The 16,357-nt window shown below is 71.3% G+C and carries 16 protein-coding genes; 10 read left to right on the top strand and 6 right to left on the bottom strand.

The features are described 5' to 3' along the window. Positions 1 to 33: 33 nt before the first annotated feature. Entirely contained in the window at positions 34 to 1,134 is a 1,101-nt protein-coding gene (locus ACQP0T_RS27865) for an inositol-3-phosphate synthase (protein WP_433870685.1), read from the bottom strand. A 13-nt stretch (positions 1,135 to 1,147) separates the two neighbouring features. Continuing rightward, positions 1,148 to 1,738, bottom strand: coding sequence for a PadR family transcriptional regulator (locus ACQP0T_RS27860; RefSeq protein WP_345360251.1), 591 nt, complete (start codon positions 1,736 to 1,738; stop codon positions 1,148 to 1,150). Positions 1,739 to 1,959: 221 nt separating this feature from the next. Here ACQP0T_RS27860 and ACQP0T_RS27855 point away from each other — a divergent pair, with 221 nt between their 5' ends. Further along, positions 1,960 to 2,361 (top strand): DUF5318 domain-containing protein, encoded by a 402-nt coding sequence (locus ACQP0T_RS27855; RefSeq protein ID WP_433870684.1) that lies wholly within the window; start codon positions 1,960 to 1,962, stop codon positions 2,359 to 2,361. 158 nt (positions 2,362 to 2,519) lie between these two features. On the opposite strand, the gene ACQP0T_RS27850 is transcribed toward ACQP0T_RS27855, so the two are convergent. Further along, positions 2,520 to 3,461, bottom strand: coding sequence for a hypothetical protein (locus tag ACQP0T_RS27850; RefSeq protein WP_433870683.1), 942 nt, complete (start codon positions 3,459 to 3,461; stop codon positions 2,520 to 2,522). On the opposite strand from ACQP0T_RS27850, the gene ACQP0T_RS27845 reads away from it, so the two are divergent. The 3 genes from ACQP0T_RS27845 (at position 3,432) to ACQP0T_RS27835 (ending at position 8,032) form a co-directional block, all read left to right on the top strand. Next, entirely contained in the window at positions 3,432 to 5,852 is a 2,421-nt protein-coding gene (locus tag ACQP0T_RS27845) for a transglycosylase domain-containing protein (RefSeq protein WP_433870682.1), read from the top strand. The genes ACQP0T_RS27850 and ACQP0T_RS27845 overlap by 30 nt on opposite strands. Positions 5,853 to 5,931: 79 nt before the next feature. Further along, positions 5,932 to 7,563: a glycosyltransferase family 87 protein gene (locus ACQP0T_RS27840; RefSeq protein ID WP_433870681.1), complete on the top strand. Its 1,632-nt coding sequence runs from the start codon at positions 5,932 to 5,934 to the stop codon at positions 7,561 to 7,563. Positions 7,564 to 7,630: 67 nt separating this feature from the next. Beyond that, on the top strand, positions 7,631 to 8,032 hold the full coding sequence (locus tag ACQP0T_RS27835) for a hypothetical protein (RefSeq protein ID WP_433870680.1): 402 nt from the start codon (positions 7,631 to 7,633) through the stop codon (positions 8,030 to 8,032). A gap of 80 nt (positions 8,033 to 8,112) precedes the next feature. Here ACQP0T_RS27835 and ACQP0T_RS27830 read toward each other — a convergent pair whose 3' ends face one another. Then, positions 8,113 to 9,465, bottom strand: a complete 1,353-nt coding sequence (locus tag ACQP0T_RS27830) for a glycosyltransferase 87 family protein (RefSeq protein WP_433873869.1) — start codon at positions 9,463 to 9,465, stop codon at positions 8,113 to 8,115. A gap of 48 nt (positions 9,466 to 9,513) precedes the next feature. After that, positions 9,514 to 10,281: a deoxyribonuclease IV gene (locus ACQP0T_RS27825; protein ID WP_433870679.1), complete on the bottom strand. Its 768-nt coding sequence runs from the start codon at positions 10,279 to 10,281 to the stop codon at positions 9,514 to 9,516. A 172-nt stretch (positions 10,282 to 10,453) separates the two neighbouring features. On the opposite strand from ACQP0T_RS27825, the gene ACQP0T_RS27820 reads away from it, so the two are divergent. From ACQP0T_RS27820 to dnaB, 6 genes are all read left to right on the top strand, one after another. Further along, the gene (locus tag ACQP0T_RS27820; RefSeq protein WP_433870678.1) at positions 10,454 to 11,431 is read left to right on the top strand and encodes a hypothetical protein; all 978 of its coding nucleotides are present in this window, start codon (positions 10,454 to 10,456) and stop codon (positions 11,429 to 11,431) included. Positions 11,432 to 11,687: 256 nt separating this feature from the next. Further along, positions 11,688 to 12,023, top strand: a complete 336-nt coding sequence (gene rpsF, locus ACQP0T_RS27815) for a 30S ribosomal protein S6 (protein ID WP_433870677.1) — start codon at positions 11,688 to 11,690, stop codon at positions 12,021 to 12,023. 54 nt (positions 12,024 to 12,077) lie between these two features. After that, a complete protein-coding gene (locus ACQP0T_RS27810) occupies positions 12,078 to 12,557 on the top strand; it encodes a single-stranded DNA-binding protein (protein WP_345360273.1) in 480 nt (159 codons plus the stop codon). A 44-nt stretch (positions 12,558 to 12,601) separates the two neighbouring features. After that, a complete protein-coding gene (gene rpsR, locus ACQP0T_RS27805; protein WP_345360276.1) occupies positions 12,602 to 12,841 on the top strand; it encodes a 30S ribosomal protein S18 in 240 nt (79 codons plus the stop codon). A 71-nt stretch (positions 12,842 to 12,912) separates the two neighbouring features. After that, the gene (gene rplI, locus ACQP0T_RS27800; RefSeq protein ID WP_433870676.1) at positions 12,913 to 13,365 is read left to right on the top strand and encodes a 50S ribosomal protein L9; all 453 of its coding nucleotides are present in this window, start codon (positions 12,913 to 12,915) and stop codon (positions 13,363 to 13,365) included. Positions 13,366 to 13,896: 531 nt separating this feature from the next. Beyond that, positions 13,897 to 15,285, top strand: a complete 1,389-nt coding sequence (dnaB, locus tag ACQP0T_RS27795; protein ID WP_433870675.1) for a replicative DNA helicase — start codon at positions 13,897 to 13,899, stop codon at positions 15,283 to 15,285. A 101-nt stretch (positions 15,286 to 15,386) separates the two neighbouring features. Here dnaB and ACQP0T_RS27790 read toward each other — a convergent pair whose 3' ends face one another. Beyond that, the gene (locus ACQP0T_RS27790) at positions 15,387 to 16,328 is read right to left on the bottom strand and encodes an NmrA family NAD(P)-binding protein (protein WP_433870674.1); all 942 of its coding nucleotides are present in this window, start codon (positions 16,326 to 16,328) and stop codon (positions 15,387 to 15,389) included. Positions 16,329 to 16,357: the final 29 nt, after the last annotated feature.

Raw genomic sequence — 16,357 nt, 5'->3', positions numbered from 1 at the left:
CCGGGGTCGCGCGACCCCGGCTCAGCGCGCGGCTCAGCGCTCCCGCTCGCCCGCGATGAACTCCTCGACCGCCTGGTAGGCGGCCGAGTCCGAGTACTGCTCGGGCGGCGACTTCATGAAGTACGAGGACGCCGACAGGATCGGACCGCCGATGCCCCGGTCCTTGGCGATCTTGGCCGCGCGCACCGCGTCGATGATGATCCCCGCCGAGTTCGGCGAGTCCCACACCTCCAGCTTGTACTCCAGGCTCAGCGGCACGTCGCCGAACGCCCGGCCCTCCAGCCGCACGTAGGCCCACTTGCGGTCGTCCAGCCACGGCACGTAGTCCGACGGGCCGATGTGCACGTTGTTCTTGCCGAGGTCGCGCTCGACCTGGGAGGTGACCGACTGGGTCTTGGAGGTCTTCTTCGACTCCAGCCGGTCGAGCTCCTTCATGTTCAGGAAGTCCATGTTGCCGCCGACGTTGAGCTGCATCGTGCGGTCCAGGTGCACGCCCCGGTCCTCGAACAGCTTGGCCAGCACCCGGTGGGTGATGGTCGCGCCGACCTGCGACTTGATGTCGTCGCCGACGATCGGCACCCCGGCGTCGGTGAACTTCTGCGCCCACTCCGGGTCGGAGGCGATGAACACCGGCAGCGCGTTGACGAACGCCACCCCGGCGTCCAGCGCGCACTGCGCGTAGTAGCGGTCGGCGCCCTCGGAGCCCACCGGCAGGTAGGACACCAGCACGTCGACCTCGGCCTCGCGCAGAGCCGCCACCACGTCGACCGGCTGCTCGTCGGACTCCTCGATGGTGTCGGTGTAGAAGCGGCCGAGCCCGTCGAGGGTCGGGCCGCGCTGCACCGCCACGCCCAGCGGCGGCACGTCGGCGATCGAGATGGTGTTGTTCTCGCTGGCCACGATGGCCTCGGACAGGTCACGGCCGACCTTCTTGGCGTCCACGTCGAACGCGGCGACGAACTGCACGTCGCCGACGTGGTAGTCGCCGAAGGTGACGTGCATCAACCCGGGCACCCGGGTCTGCGGATCGGCGTCGGCGTAGTAGTGGACGCCCTGCACCAGGGATGCCGCGCAGTTCCCGACGCCGACGATGGCCACCCGCACCGCGGCTTCACCGGGACGATCTCCGCCCATGGCAGGGCCCTCCTCATTGCTCATCAGTGATGTCCTTGCGATTCGCACCGGCTCGTGGCCGGTCTTCCACCGAGGTTGCCTGCTCGGCGCGTTCCTGCCGGATGATCTCGTCCAGCCAGCGGACCTCCCGCTCGCTGCGGTCGAGCTGCAACCGGTGCAGTTCGACCAGGTACCGGTCGAACCCGTTGCCGGACCGGGCCAGCGCCTGCAGCAGGCCGTCGCGCTGCTCCTCGACCCGGAGGCGGCGCCGTTCCAGCAGCCGCAGCCGAACGTCGGCCGGGGTGCGGGAGAAGAACGCCACGTGCACGCCGAAGGAGGCGTCCTCGCAGGCCTGCGGGCCGCACTCGCCGACCAGCTCGTCGAAGCGGACCACGCCGTCCGCGGTGAGCCGGTACACCCGCCGGGCGCGGCGGCCCGAGCCCGCCGCCGGGTCGTCGGCGACCTCCTCGATCAGCCCGGCGCGCAACATCCGGCGTAATGTCGGGTACAGCGTTCCGCAGGAGCACGCGCGGAAGGCCCCCGGGGCCTCGCGGAGCTGCCTGCGCAGCTCGTACCCGTGCATCGGCGCCTCGTGCAGCAGGCCGAGCACGGCGAGCTCCAGCATCGGCGCACCTCCGGTCGCGGGTTCGCGCTGTTCACCGGCGTGATCACGCCGGTGCGGGCCGCGCGCCAGTATATCGCGTCGATATATCGGGTCACACTTCCCGGTGACCGGGGACGGAGAGCGACGAACACCACGTCGATTCGGCGTCTCCCCCTGCCCTGGACGGCTCCCTGCCCTGAACGGCGCATGGAGCGGTGGCGACCGGCACGTACCCTGTGGTCGTGCGGACCCAACGGCAGGTGGTCGATTACGCGTTGCAGCGCAGGTCGCTGCTCGCGCAGGTCCACTCGGGTCGCGTCGGGGTGATGGAGGTCTGCGATGCGGATCCGTACCTGCTGCGGGCGGCGGCCTTCCACGGGGTGTCGACCGACCACCTCTGCCCCGTGTGCCGGAAGGAACAGCTCACCGAGGTCTTCTGGATCTTCGGCGACGAGCTCGGCAAGGCCTCCGGGACGGCTCGCGCCCCCGATGAGCTGGAACGGATGGCAACCGTGTTCGATGAGTTCAACGTCTACGTCGTAGAGGTGTGCCGCACATGTAGTTGGAACCACCTGGTGCTGTCATACGTCTCGGGCAGGGGCTGGAACGAGGGCCGTTCGCGGCGCCGTACCGCCGCCGAGTGAAGATGGCTGCCGCCGAGTGAAGATTCCGGCCGTCCCCGAAGCGGCCGGGCGCCGGGTGCGGCGCACCCCGACAAGAACGCATCACCACGGCGCCGCGTGGCGCCCGTCCTGGAGGCCAACTCGTGAACGACGAGCGTGACGACCGATCGGGCCGCCACTCACGGCACGAAGGTCGAGACCCCGGTCGGCCCGACGACCGGGGTACGCCACCCCCGCCACCGCCCCCCGGCCGTCCCCGGCAGGGTGAGCAGGGCTGGCCGCCACCGCAGCGCCCCGGCCCGCCGCCCGGCGGGCCCGCATGGCCGGGCGAGGACCCGCGCGGCGGCGGTCCGCGGCCGCCGCAGCCCCCGCCCCGGCCCCAGCAAGGTGGACCCCAGCAAGGTGGACCCCAGTGGCCGGGCGAGCCGCCCGCGCGCCAGGACGAGGACGCCACGCAGCAGCACGGCGTCGTGCCGCCCTCCGGAGGGCGCCGCCCCGAGGCCGGTTCGAACACCGAGCAGACCGGTGCCTGGACCCCGTCGTTCGACGACGACGAGGAGGAAACGCCGCTGAGCAGGCGGCTCGCGGCCGAGGACACCCGGTACTCGGCCGCCCCGCCGCCCGGACCTCCCGGAGCGCACGGCCACCAGGGCCCGCCGAACCGCCCGGGACCGCCCCCGGGTGGCCCCCAACAAGGTGGTCCCCAGCAGGGTGGTCCCCAGCAGGGTGGACCCCAACAAGGCGGACCCCAGCAGCACCGGCAGGGGCCGCCGCCCCCGCCGCCCGGACGTCCGCCGCAGCGCGGCGAGCAACCGACCGAGAACATCCCGCAAGCCCCCGGCGGTGACCGGGGCCGCGACGACCGCGGGCGCGGTGGCGCCGCCGCGGCGGGCGGGATCGCCGGTGCCGCCGCCGGAGGGGCCCTCGGCGCCGCCGGTGCGGCGGGTGCCGCCGGAGCTGCGGGCGCCGGTGCGGCCGGTGCCGCGGGCGCTGGTGCCGCGGGCATGGCGGGCCACGGCCCGGGCGGCCCCGGTGGACCCGGCCAGGGTGGTCCCGGCGCGCCGGGCGGCCCCGGCCAAGGCGGCGGTGACGTGCCGCGCGAGCCGGAGCTGCTCACGCACGAGGAGTCGCCCGGCCGCTACAACTACTACGCCGAGGAACTCGACGACGACGATCCCTACGGCCACCGGGACGACCGCTACGACGACGACCGCTACGACGACGACCGGTACGACGACGACCGGTACGACGACGAGTTCGCGGCGTTCGGGCCGGACGAGCCGGACGACGATTCGGACGACGAGATGAGCCCGAAGCAGGTCAAGCGGCGCACGATCTGGCGCCGCGTCCGCAGGACCGCCTACGTGGCGCTGACGCTGATGATCCTGGTGCCGGTGGGCGTGTTCACCTACGGCTACTTCGCGTGGGAGATCCCCGACGCGGAGCGCCTGGCCAACGCCCAGGAGTCCATCGAGATCCAGTACGCCAACGGTGAGCCGCTGGCCACCATCGACCCGGAGGAGGGCGGGCCCACGGCGATGGTCCGCAGCCTCGACGAGGTCTCCAAGCCGATGCAGCAGGCGACCATCGCCGCCGAGGACGGGAGCTTCTACAGCAACCCGGGCTTCGACATGATGGGCATCCTGCGGTCGGTGTTCTTCCTGGCCACCGGCTCCGGCGTCGGCGGCGGTTCGACGATCACGCAGCAGTTCATCAAGCTCGACCTCGAGCTCAACACCAAGATGAGCTCCTACGAGCGCAAGATCCGCGAGATCGTCCTCGCCTACAAGATGACCAACGAGCGCAGCAAGGACGAGATCCTGCTGGCCTACCTCAACACCGCCTACTACGGGCGCAGCGCCAACGGCATCACCGTCGCCGCCGACCACTACTTCGGCAAGAAGCCCAGCGAGCTCAACGCGCAGGAGGCCGCGGTGCTGGCCGGCGTCGTGCAGCGCCCGACGGACAACGACCCCGGCTACGACCCCGAGCTCGGCTGGGACCGCTGGGACTACGTGATCGGCCAGATGGAGCGGCACGGGTTCATCCCGCCGGGGTCGAGCAGCTCGATGCAGCACCCGCAGATGCGCGACCGCGACGCCTACCGCAAGGACAGCAAGCTCACCCCGCCGCAGGACGCGATCCGGCGGCAGGTCATCGCCGAGCTGGAGGAGAAGGGCTGGCGGGAGGACACCCTGATGCGCGGCGGCTTCACCATCAAGACGACCATCGACCCGAAGGCCCAGCAGGCGGCCGAGCAGTCGGTGAACGAGGTGATGAACGGCCAGCCGGAGAACCTCCGCTCCACCCTGGTGGCGGTCGAACCCGGAACCGGGGCGGTGAAGGCGTACTACGGCGGCAGCACCGAGGTCGGTGGTCTGGACTACGCCAGCCAACCGCAGGAACCCGGGTCCTCGTTCAAGCCGTTCGTGGTGATGGCCGGGTTGCAGCAGGGCATCGGCATCGGGGAGACCTACGACGGCTCGCCGGACCAGGAGATCTTCGGCACGCGGTTCGACAACGCGCCCGGCTCGGCGTGCGAGAACCCGAGGTACTGCGGTGTCCGGGAGGCGATGAACGAGTCGGTCAACACCGCGTTCGTCAACATGGCCGCCCAGTTCGGCACCGACAAGGTCGCCGAAGCCGCCTACGACGCGGGCATCCCCCGCGAGTACCGGGGCGACCCGACGCTGCAGAGCCCCAACGGCCAGGTCCACGCCGGTATCGCGCTGGGCATGTACCAGGTCCGGACCATCGACATGGCCGCCTCGTACGCCACCATCGCCAACGACGGGCAGCGGGTCACCCCGCACCTGGTCTCCAGCGTCCGCAACGAGCAGGGCGAAGGCGAGGAGTGGGGCAACGCCGCTCCCGAACCGGCCTTCGCCAACGACCAGGAGGAGAGCTCCAACCTGGCGGCCAACCTCATCGAGTCGATGATCGGCGTGGCCGACGCCTCCAAGCTGCCCCTGGACGACGGCCGTCCGGTGATGTCGAAGACCGGTACCCACCAGTTCTTCGACACCAAGGACAACAAGAACGCCTGGATGGTCGGGGCCACCCCGCAATTGTCCGCGGCGGTCGGGATGCTCGCCGAGAGCGAGGACCACACGCCGGCCCCGCTCTACAACGCGCAGGGCAGCATCGTCTACGGCTCGGGCCTGCCCGGCGACATCTGGCAGAAGTTCATGAGCAAGTACCACCAGGGCCTGCCGGTCGAGCAGTTCCCGGAGCCGGAGCCGATCGGCCAGTTCGCCCCCGAGCCCCCGCCGACCTCGACCACCACGGCGCCGCCGCCGACCAGCACCGAGCCGCCCACCACCACCTCCGAACCGACCGACACCTCGGAGCCGACGGACTCGTCGACCACCGAGACCTCCGAGGAGTGCGTCGTGTTCTGCCCGCCGTCGAACGACAACGGCGACGGTGATGGCGGCAGCGGTGACGGCGACGGCGGCGGTGGTGACGGCCCGAACGGCGCGCTACCGACGGGCCGCCGCGAAGGCCAGTAGCGCGGGCACCGCACGACAGGGGCACCCGGTTCCGCCGGGTGCCCCTTCGTCGTCACCGCCCCAAGTAGCATCTCCGGGCGTGCCCACCTCCGAGCCCAGCCCCGGACCGACACCGCGGCGCAGCGCCGCGGTGGACGGCGAGTCGCTCGGTCCCGCCGACCGGGTGGTGCCGACCTGGACCGAAGCGCTGGCCCGGGCGGCGAGCCGCCCCTTCGGCGGGGAGCTGGGCAGGCACGCCCAGGTCGGCAGGCAGTGGTTCTGGACGCCGCTGCGGGTGATCCTGCTGCTGGCCGTGCTGCTGCTCGCGGCGGCCTGGCTGTTCAAGGCGCCGTGCACGGTCACCTACGACACCGACGCCGGGCCGCAGCTCGACTGGCGGGACAACCGCCAGTACGTCGCGATGTGCTACACCGACATCATCCCGCGCTACGGCGTCGGCGACCTCGCCCCGGACGGCGTCTTCCCCTACGTCACGTCGTGGGTGGAGAACCAGGGCACCGCCGAGGAGCAGGTCCGGTACATGGAGTACCCGGTGCTCACCGGGGTGTTCCAGTGGGTCAACGCCAAGATCACCGACGGCTGGTCCACGCTGGCCGGGCTCGACCTGCTGCCCGGCGGCAACTCCTCGGTGCTCTACTTCAACATCACCGCCTTCTGGCTGGCCGCCGCCTGGCTGGTCACCATCTGGGCGCTGACCTCGCTGTGCCGCAGGCGGGTCTGGGACGCCGCGCTGGCCGCGCTGTCCCCGCTGGTGTTCGTGCACGCCTTCACCAACTTCGACGCGCTGGCCACCGCGCTGGGCACCGCGGGCCTGCTCGCCTGGGCGCGACGACGACCCGTCCTCGCCGGGGTCCTCATCGGACTCGGCGGGGCCGCCAAGCTCTACCCGCTGTTCTTCCTCGGGCCGCTGCTGCTGCTGTGCCTGCGCGCCGGGCGGGTCCGCGACGGGCTGCGCGCGCTGACCGCCGCCGCCGCGAGCTGGCTCGCGGTCAACGTGCCGCTGCTGCTGGTGGCCCCGACGGGCTGGGCGGAGTTCTTCCGGCTCAACAGCGCACGACCCGCCGACCCGGACTCGCTCTACAACGTGCTGATGCACTTCACCGGCTGGGCGGGCTTCGACGGGCAGCTGGCACCCGGTGCGCCACCGGTCGTGCTCAACGCGGTGAGCCTGGTGCTGTTCCTGCTGGCCTGCGCCGGGATCGGCTGGCTCGCGCTGGCCGCGCCCCGGCGCCCCCGGCTGGCCCAGCTGTGCTTCCTGGTCGTCGCCGCGTTCCTGCTCACCAACAAGGTGTGGAGCCCGCAGTACTCGCTGTGGCTGGTGCCGCTCGCGGTGCTCGCGCTGCCCCGCTGGCGGCTGCTGCTGGCCTGGATGGCCGTCGACGCGGCGATCTGGGCGCCGCGCATGTACTACTACCTCGGCACCGGCAACAAGGGCCTGCCCGAGGGGTGGTTCCTCGGCGCGGTGCTGATCCGCGACGCGGTGGTCGTCGCGCTGTGCGTGCTGATCGTGCGCGAGGTGCTGCGCCCGGAACTGGACCGGGTGCGCACCACGCTGGCGGTGCCGTCCCGGCTGGTCCCGGACGCGGTGGACGATCCCACCGGCGGCGTCCTGGACGGGCGCGGCGACCGGTTCGTGCTACCCGGCATCCCACGTTGGAGGCACTCAGCCGACGGAGATCAACGGGAGCACCTAGCTTCGGGGCGTCACTGACCGGATTCCCCCGGCGGACCAGCGGTGCGCTGGGGGGAATCCTTCCCCCCCCAGGAGGTAGTACGCCGTGATCCGCCGAGCCCTCGTCCTGGCCGCCGCCGCGCTCGCCACCACCGCCGTCCCCGCCGCCGCTGCCGCGCCACCGTCCGCGCCGATCCAGGCCCGGCTCGGCGCGGCCGCCTGCCAGGACATGTCCGCGCTGCAGGCGGTCCCGCTGATCGGCCAGCACCTCGCCCACCTCCCCGCGGTGCCGACGGTCCGCTACGAGATCCGGGGCACCGCCGCCCTGGACCGGCCCACGCCGTACGAGGTGACCGTCGACGGGAAGGTCCGCGGCAGCGGTCTGGTCGGGCCGAACGGCTTCATCTCCGCGCAGCTCACCGTGCCCGCGGAGCGCACGACCACGGTCCGGGTCCGCGCGGCGGGCACCGTCCACGCCGAGCGCACCTACGCCCCCCTCCGGTGCTGACCACCCGCGGGATCCCGTGAGTGCGGGGCATCTCCATCCGGCGTGGTCGGATGGAGATGCCCCGCACCAGGAACGGTGGTTCATCCGGTGGCGCTTCGGGCGCTCCGGCAGGTGCGGTCGTCGATCACCGCCCGCGCGGACAGGAACGCGACGAACAACCCGACCAGCAGCGCGGCCCGCCCCCACACCCCGATCATCAACGCCTGCGCGGTGAACCCGTCGTGGATGCCCGAGGGCTCCCCGGCCATGTTCAGGTACAGCCAGTGGAAGATGCTGATCCCCATCGCCACGTCGGCGACCAGGTAGGCCGCGATCCACCCCCACCGCACGGCCAGCAGCACGAAGAACGGCAGCAGCCACAACGTGTACTGCGGCGAGTGCACCTTGTGCAGCAGCAGGAAACCGCACAGCATCGCGGCCGAGACCTGCACCCACGGGAACGTCCCGGTGCGCCGCAGCAGCCACCACCCGGCCAGGCAGGCCACCGCGAACGACAGCAGCACCAGCGCGGGCGAGATCACACCCATCGCCGACTGGAACTCCTCGTCGCCCGTCCAGTGCCGGAAACCCCAGTACCACACCGAGTTCGTGCTCAGGTCGACCTGCCGCCGGGACTGGAACTCGAACGAGGCGAGCCAGCCGCCGAACCCGGCGATCGCGAACGGCAGGTTCACCACGACCACGGTCCCGACCGCGGCGCCGACCGCGCCCAGCGCGCCCGCCACGTCGAACCGGCTCCGCGCGGGCAGCTCCGCACCGTCGCGGCCACCGGTGAGCACGTACAGCGCCAGCGGCAGCACGAACATCGCCGGGTACAGCTTCAGCGCCGCGCCCAACCCGAGCAGCACCGCCGCGACCAGCGCCCGCCGCCGCAGCGGCACCCGCCACCGGTGCACCACGAACACCGCCGCCACCGCGCACGCCACCACCGGCAGGTCCCAGTTGTGGAACGCGTAGAGCACCACCGGCGGACCGATCGCCCACAGCAGCGCCCGCCAGCCGCTCAACCGGCCCAGCCACCACGTCACCGCCAGCCCGAACGGCGCCATCAGCAGCGCCGAGGCGAGCAGGAACCCCGCGTCGGTCTCGACGAACAGCGCGCCCAGCCACATCAGCAGCCCGGACAGCACCGGGTACTCCACGACCCCGCCGTACAGCGAGCCGTCCGGGGTGATGCCGCCGTGGACGTACGGGAACACGTGCCGGTCGATGTCCCGGCCGATCCACAGGTTCTGGATGTCGGAGTAGCAGGCGTCCCGGTAGGCGCGCTCCTGGTAGTCCGGGGTCGAACGCCCCCACACGTCGAACCCGGGACCGGTGCAGCGGGCCTTGTTCGCCCAGCCCAGCACCAACGTCACCGCGCTGAGCAGGCACAGCGACACCGCACCGGACAGGGTCAGGCCCCGCCACCGGGAGCCGGGCCAGCGCCGCAGGTCCACCACCGGATCTCCGACTCCTTCCCCGTCGTGCCGGTCGACGCCTCAGCCGACCGCGCCGCGCAGGTAGGCGATGTCGGCCGCCTGGCCCTCGCCCGGCGTCTCCACCACCACCGGGGCCCCCGCCGCGCGGACCACCGCGGCCAGCAGTTCCGGTTCGATGCGCCCGGCGCCGATGTTGGCGTGCCGGTCCCGGGAGGAGCCGAACTCGTCGCGGGAGTCGTTGAGGTGCACCAGGTCGATCCGCCCGGTGATCGCCTTCACCCGGTCGACCACGTCGAGCAGGTCCTCGCCCGCCGCGTGCGCGTGGCAGGTGTCCAGGCAGAACCCGGCGCCGAACTCGCCGACGGCGTCCCACAACCGGGCCAGCGCGTCGAACCGCCGGGCCATCGCGTTCGCCCCGCCCGCGGTGTTCTCGATCAGGATCGGCACCGCGAAGCCCCCGTCGGCGGCCTGCCGCTCGAACATCTTGCGCCAGTTGGCCACGCCCTCGGCCGGGTCGTCGTCCTTGGTGACGTGCCCGCCGTGCACGATCAGCCCCTCCGCGCCGACCTCCGCCGCGGCGGCCGACTGCTGGAGCACCGCCTTGCGGGACGGGATCCGGATCCGGTTGTTCAGCGACGCCACGTTGATCACGTACGGGGCGTGCACGAACACCGACAGGTCGCCGTCGCGGAGCAGCTCGGCCTGCGGGTGCGGCTTGGGCGCCTTCCAGCCCTGCGGGTCGGACAGGAAGAACTGCACGACCTCGGCGTTCCGCTCGGTGGCGGCGGTCACCGGATCGTCGTCGCGGACGTGGGCCCCGATTCGCATGGTGCGGAGTCTAGAGTTCCCCGGTCGCCGAGGTGGCGCGCGGTGCGCTCGGCCCGCCCGGCGGCCATCCGGACGAAAATCCCCGCCGGCACGTCACCGGAGCGGCTGGTCGTGCGTTGAAACCTCTGCGAAGGTGACAGCAGTTCACGAACGAGTCGCGGGAGGCGAGGAGATGAGCCGGCGAGCGCATCCGCTGATCAAGCCGACAGCACTGCGGCGGACGGTCGCGGCAGGACTCGGCGGCGCGGTGCTCGCCGCGGGCGGACTGCTCGGGGCCGCGCCCGCCGCGGCCGCCGCCGAACCGCTGGTGATCAGCACCGCCTGGTCGATCGTCGACGCCGAACCCGGCCAGGACGTCGTCATCGACCCCGAGACGATGGACTTCAAGCTGCGCCGGGCCGTCGAGCTCGCCATGCCGCTGCGGCTGGGCGCCGCCGCCGAGGCCTCCGAGCGGTTCCTCGCGCTCGGCACCATCCCGCTGACCACCGCCGAAGCGGGCCGCAGCTTCTTCTCCGGCCGCGACGTCGCCGAGGCCGCGGAGGACCGGCTGGCCCGGATCGGCCTGCCCGAGGACCGGGTCGAGGCCGCGCGGTGGCACTTCGTCAACCTGGTCAGCCTCGGCAACGCGATCACGGTCCGCGCCGAACCCGCCGAGGAACCACCGCCGTCCAGCGAACCCGCCCCACCGCCGACCACCCAGCCGCCGGGCACCGAGCCCCCCACCACCGAGCCGCCGGACACCGCCCCGGCCGCACCACCCCAGGCCCAGACCTCCGCGCCCGGGACCTCGGCGGCCGGTACACCTCCGACCACCGCTCAGGTCCCCGCGGCCAGCGGCGCGCTCGGCGGCATCGTCCCCGACTACACCTACGTGCCCGGCTCGCTGCCGCCGTGGGCGCACGCCGAGTTCGGCCAGGTCCCCGGCTCCGACCCGCGGGTCGGCGACCTGCTGGCCGAGTCCCGCGAGCAGCAGCGCCAGCAGGAGCAACGCCAGCAGGAGCAGCGTGAGGAGGTCCGCGCCGCCGGGCAGGCCCAGGCCATGCCGACCGAGGTGGCCGAACGGGTGGCGCTGCCGGTGCTGGTGGCGGCCGTGGCGCTCGCGGTGGCCACCGCCGCCCTGGTCCGCACCTGGGTCCTGCGCCGCACCTGAACCCGACCGGGTGGTCGACGCTGAGTGAGGGGCACCCTTGCCCGAGTAACTGGGACAAGGGTGCCCCTCACTCATTCCCCGCTCGGGTGATCCATGCGGTGAGCGGCGTCACGCCCGGGAGGCGACGTCGCAGGTGGCGGGCCCCCGTCGGCGGTCGTGGCGGTGGTGCTTGCTAGCCTTGACCAGTTCGTCGACGCGACGACCCTCCTGCCACGGAGAGCCCGTGGCCGTGAGTCCACAGGAGGTGAAGGTCATCATGCGTCACTACGAGCTCATGGTCATCCTCGACCCGAGCCTGGACGAGCGCACCGTCGCTCAGTCCCTGGAGAAGTTCCTCAACGTCGTCCGCAACGACGGCGGTGCCGTCGAGAAGGTCGACGTGTGGGGGCGCCGCCGGCTGTCCTACGAGATCGACAAGAAGACCGAGGGCATCTACGTCGTCCTGGACGTCGCCAGCGAGTCCGCGTCGGTCAAGGAGCTCGACCGCCAGCTCAACCTGAACGAGTCCATCCTGCGGACCAAGGTGCTGCGCCGGGTTCAGCCCCGCAAGGCCGCTCGCAACGCCAAGGCGAAGGCCAAGGCGACGGCCTGACGCCGACGCCGGTGGTAGCCGAACCCGCTTCGAGCAGACTGGAGTCCCCAGGTCATGGCCGGTGAAACGGTAATCACGGTGGTCGGCAACCTCACCGCCGACCCGGAACTGCGCTTCACCCCGTCCGGCGCGGCGGTCGCGAACTTCACGGTCGCTTCGACGCCGCGGATGTTCGACCGCCAGACGGGCGAGTGGAAGGACGGCGAAGCTCTCTTCCTGCGCTGCAACATCTGGCGCCAGGCCGCCGAGAACGTGGCCGAGACGCTGACCCGCGGGATGCGGGTCGTGGTGCAGGGCCGGTTGCGGCAGCGTTCCTTCGAGACGAAGGAAGGCGAGAAGCGGACCGTCGTGGAGCTGGAGGTCGACGAGATCGGTCCGTCGCTGCGCTACGCCACCGCGAAGGTGAACAAGGTGAGCCGCGGCGGCAGCGGGTTCGGCGGAGGTCAGTCGAACCCCAGCCAGGCCGACGACCCGTGGGGTTCCGCACCGCCCGCCGGTTCCGGCAGCGGGTTCAGCGACGAGCCGCCGTTCTAGCGCATCCAGGCAGCTAACAGAGTTTTTGCTCAGGAGGAAGACCGATGGCCAAGGCGCCCGTGCGCAAGCCGAAGAAGAAGGTCTGCGTGTTCTGCAAGGACAAGGCAGCCGTGCAGATCGACTACAAGGACACCACCCTGCTGCGGAAGTACATCTCCGACCGCGGCAAGATCCGGGCCCGTCGCGTGACCGGCAACTGCAGCCAGCACCAGCGCGACGTCGCCATCGCGGTGAAGAACGCCCGCGAAATGGCCCTGCTGCCCTACACCTCGACCGCCCGCTGATCCGGCGCAGTGGTCACCGCCCGCCGCGGCGGTGACCGAGCGGATCGAAGAGACTTCGAAGGAGACACGTCGTGAAGATCATCCTCACCGCGGACGTGGCCGGTCTCGGCGAGTCGGGTGACATCGTCGAGGTGAAGGACGGCTACGCCCGCAACTACCTGCTCCCGCGGAGCCTGGCGATGGTCGCCTCCAAGGGCGCGCAGAAGCAGATCGAGACGATCCGCCGCGCCCAGGAATCCCGCCGGGTGCGCAACCTGGAGCACGCGCACGAGCTCAAGCAGCAGGTCCAGGACCTCGGCGCGGTCGAGCTGACCGCGAAGGTGTCCGCCCAGGGCAAGCTGTTCGGCTCGATCACCGGCGGCGACGTCGTCGCCGCGGTGCGCAAGGCCGGCGGCCCGAACCTGGACAAGCGCTCCGTCGCGCTGCGCGGTCACATCAAGTCGCTGGGCAAGCACGTCGTCGACGTGAACCTGCACCCCGACGTGAAGGCGACCGTCAGCGTCCAGGTGACCGCCGCTCAGTGAGCCACGTCGATCGCTGAACCGGCCCGGTTCCCCGGGTCCGGTCGGCGGTCGTCCGAGGTGGTCCGTCGACCGGATCACCCGTCGTCCGCGGTGGGCGGCGTCGTCCGCCCACCGCCGGAAGTCCCGTCGCGGTCGGTCGTTCCCGCATCGCCTCGTCCGGTCCACCGCGGTGCCGCGCGCCCGGAGACCGACACGCCCGGGGCTACCTCGTCCTCGCGGCGCGTCGACGCCTTGACGACACGCCGAAGAGGTCCTTTTCACGCGACACGCCGAAGGTTTTCCACGGGTTTTTTCCACAGCCTGCACACAGGGTATGACCTGCGGTTTCTAGTTGATCACTACTAGTTGTCCCCAGGTTGTCCCCAGTTCCTGCGGAAGTTGTCCCCGGTTGTCCACAGGCCGAGGAGAACCATCCCCAGGTTGTCCCGAGGTTTGTCCACAGCTTGAGTTGCCGGTTCGACGGGGGCGATCTAACTTCGCCGCGCACACGTGCGACCGTCGCGAGGTCGGCGCGAGGAGGTGACGGTTCCGGTGGGGGCACCCGACGTCCGGGACGAGCCGTACTACGGCGACGAAGGCGCGAGCAGTCCGAGCACCTTCGAGCGACACCCGCCGCAGGACCTCGCGGCGGAGCAGTCGGTGCTCGGCGGCATGATGCTGAGCAAGGACGCCATCGCCGACGTCGTCGAGGCGCTCAGCCCGAACGATTTCTACCGCCCCGCGCACCAGGCGATCTACGACTGCGTGCTCGACCTCTACGGCCGCGGTGAACCCGCCGACGCGATCACCGTCTCCGCCGAGCTGGAACGGCGCCAGGAGCTCGTCAAGGTCGGCGGCGCGCCGTACCTGCACACCCTGATCGCCACCGTCCCCACCGCCGCCAACGCCAACTACTACGCCGAGATCGTCGCCGAGAAGGCGGTGCTGCGGCGGCTGGTCGAGGCGGGCACCCGGATCGTCCAGCTCGGCTACCACGGCTCCGAGGGCGCCGCGATCGAGGAGGTCGTGGACCGCGCCCAGGCGGCGATCTACGACGTCACCGAGCGCCGCACCAGCGAGGACTACGCCGCGCTGGAGGACCTGCTCCAGCCCACGATGGACGAGATCGACGCCATCGCCTCGCGCGGCGGCGAGTCCCAGGGCATCCCCACCGGCTTCGCCGACCTCGACGCGGTCACCAACGGCCTGCACCCCGGCCAGATGATCATCGTCGCGGCCCGGCCGGGCGTGGGCAAATCGACGCTGGGACTGGATTTTTCGCGGTCGGCGTCGGTCAAGCACAACATGGCCAGCGTGATCTTCTCGCTGGAGATGGGGCGCACCGAGATCGTGATGCGGATGCTCTCGGCGGAGGCCCGCATCCGGCTCGGCGACATGCGCGGCGGCCGGATGACCGACGACGACTGGACCCGGCTGGCCCGGCGGATGAGCGAGATCAGCGAGGCGCCGATCTTCGTCGACGACTCGCCGAACCTGACCATGATGGAGATCCGCGCGAAGGCCCGCCGGCTCAAGCAGCGGCACGACATCCAGCTCATCGTGGTCGACTACATGCAGCTCATGACCTCGGGCAAGCGCGTCGAGTCGCGCCAGCAGGAGGTCTCGGAGTTCTCCCGGAACCTGAAGCTGCTGGCCAAGGAGCTGGAGGTCCCGGTGGTCGCGATCTCCCAGCTCAACCGAGGCCCCGAGCAGCGCACCGACAAGAAGCCGCAACTCTCCGACCTGCGCGAAAGCGGTTCGCTGGAACAGGATGCGGACATGGTGATCCTGATCCACCGGCCGGACGCCTTCGAACGGGACGACCCGAGGATGGGTGAGGCGGACCTGATCCTGGCCAAGCACCGGGCCGGGCCGACCTCGACGATCACCGTGGCGCACCAGCTCCACTACAGCCGCTTCGTCGACATGGCCCAGGAGTAGTCCGGGGAACTGCAGGGTCTCGAAGTCGACGTCCCATTCTCAAGTCCGATGTCCGCTGTCCGTCCAATTGGACATCGGACTGAGAATGTGGTGACGGGTCGCTAGATCGGGTAAGCAGGTTCTTCGGTTGCCCTCATGTGCCTCTGCGACCATTCCTCGAAGCTGGTGAGCGTGAGGCCGAGTTCCCTGGCGTACTGCGGGCGGGCCGGCTGGCCGGCCACGTTCAGCCACTCGTGCGTAGCGCCCATGGTCGGCATTCCGGCGGCGAGGGCCTCCTGCTCGGTCATGTCCGGTGCGGACAGTGGCGTGCCCAGTGCGCGGGAGAGGACTTCGGCGATCTCCGTCATCGACAGGTAGTCGCTGGCCAGTTCCAGTTCGACCTCGTCGAACCGCTCCGGCTCGGCGATGGCCGCGGCCGCCGCCTTGCCGATGTCGTCCACCGCGACCAGGGACAGTCGGGTCTCGGGGTTCAGGACGCTCACCAGGCCGCCCTCTATGCCGCGCGGGAACAGGAACGCCATGGAGGGGAGGAAGTTCTCCATGAAGAAGCCCGGCTTGAGAAGGGTCGAGTGGAGGAAGCCGGCCGCGCGGAGGCGCTCCTGGATCGCGCTCTTGGCGCCCAGGGTGAATTCCATCGAAGCCCAGCGACCTTCGGCCCAGCCGGGGGTTTCGGTGTGCTGGCCGGCGCCGGTGACGGAGGTGTGCACGAACTGCGGCACCCCGGCGGCCAATGCGGCCTCGATGAGGTTGATGCCCTGGGCCACCTCTCCGTCGAAGTCGAAGCCTTCCGCGGTCACGGCGGGCAGTTGTACGGAGAAGACGGCGCGGGCGCCCTCGGCGGCCCGGATCACCGAGTCGCGGTCATGGAGATCGCCGGTGATCAATTCGGCCCCGAGTGCTTCGACAGCCTTGGCCTGGTCAGTGGCCGGGTCACGCACCAGGGCGCGGACGGGAACGCCCGCCGCGCGCAGGGCGCGGGCGGTGGCCCCGCCCTGCTTGCCGGTGGCGCCGGTGACCAGGACGGGCGCGGAATCTGCGGACATGGTGCTCCTCAGGCTCATCGATAAGTGGC

The sequence above is a fragment of the Saccharopolyspora sp. CA-218241 genome, from assembly GCF_050954615.1.
In the GTDB taxonomy this organism is placed as follows: Bacteria; Actinomycetota; Actinomycetes; order Mycobacteriales; family Pseudonocardiaceae; genus Saccharopolyspora; species Saccharopolyspora cebuensis.
This window is presented reverse-complemented; position numbering and strand designations above follow the sequence as displayed.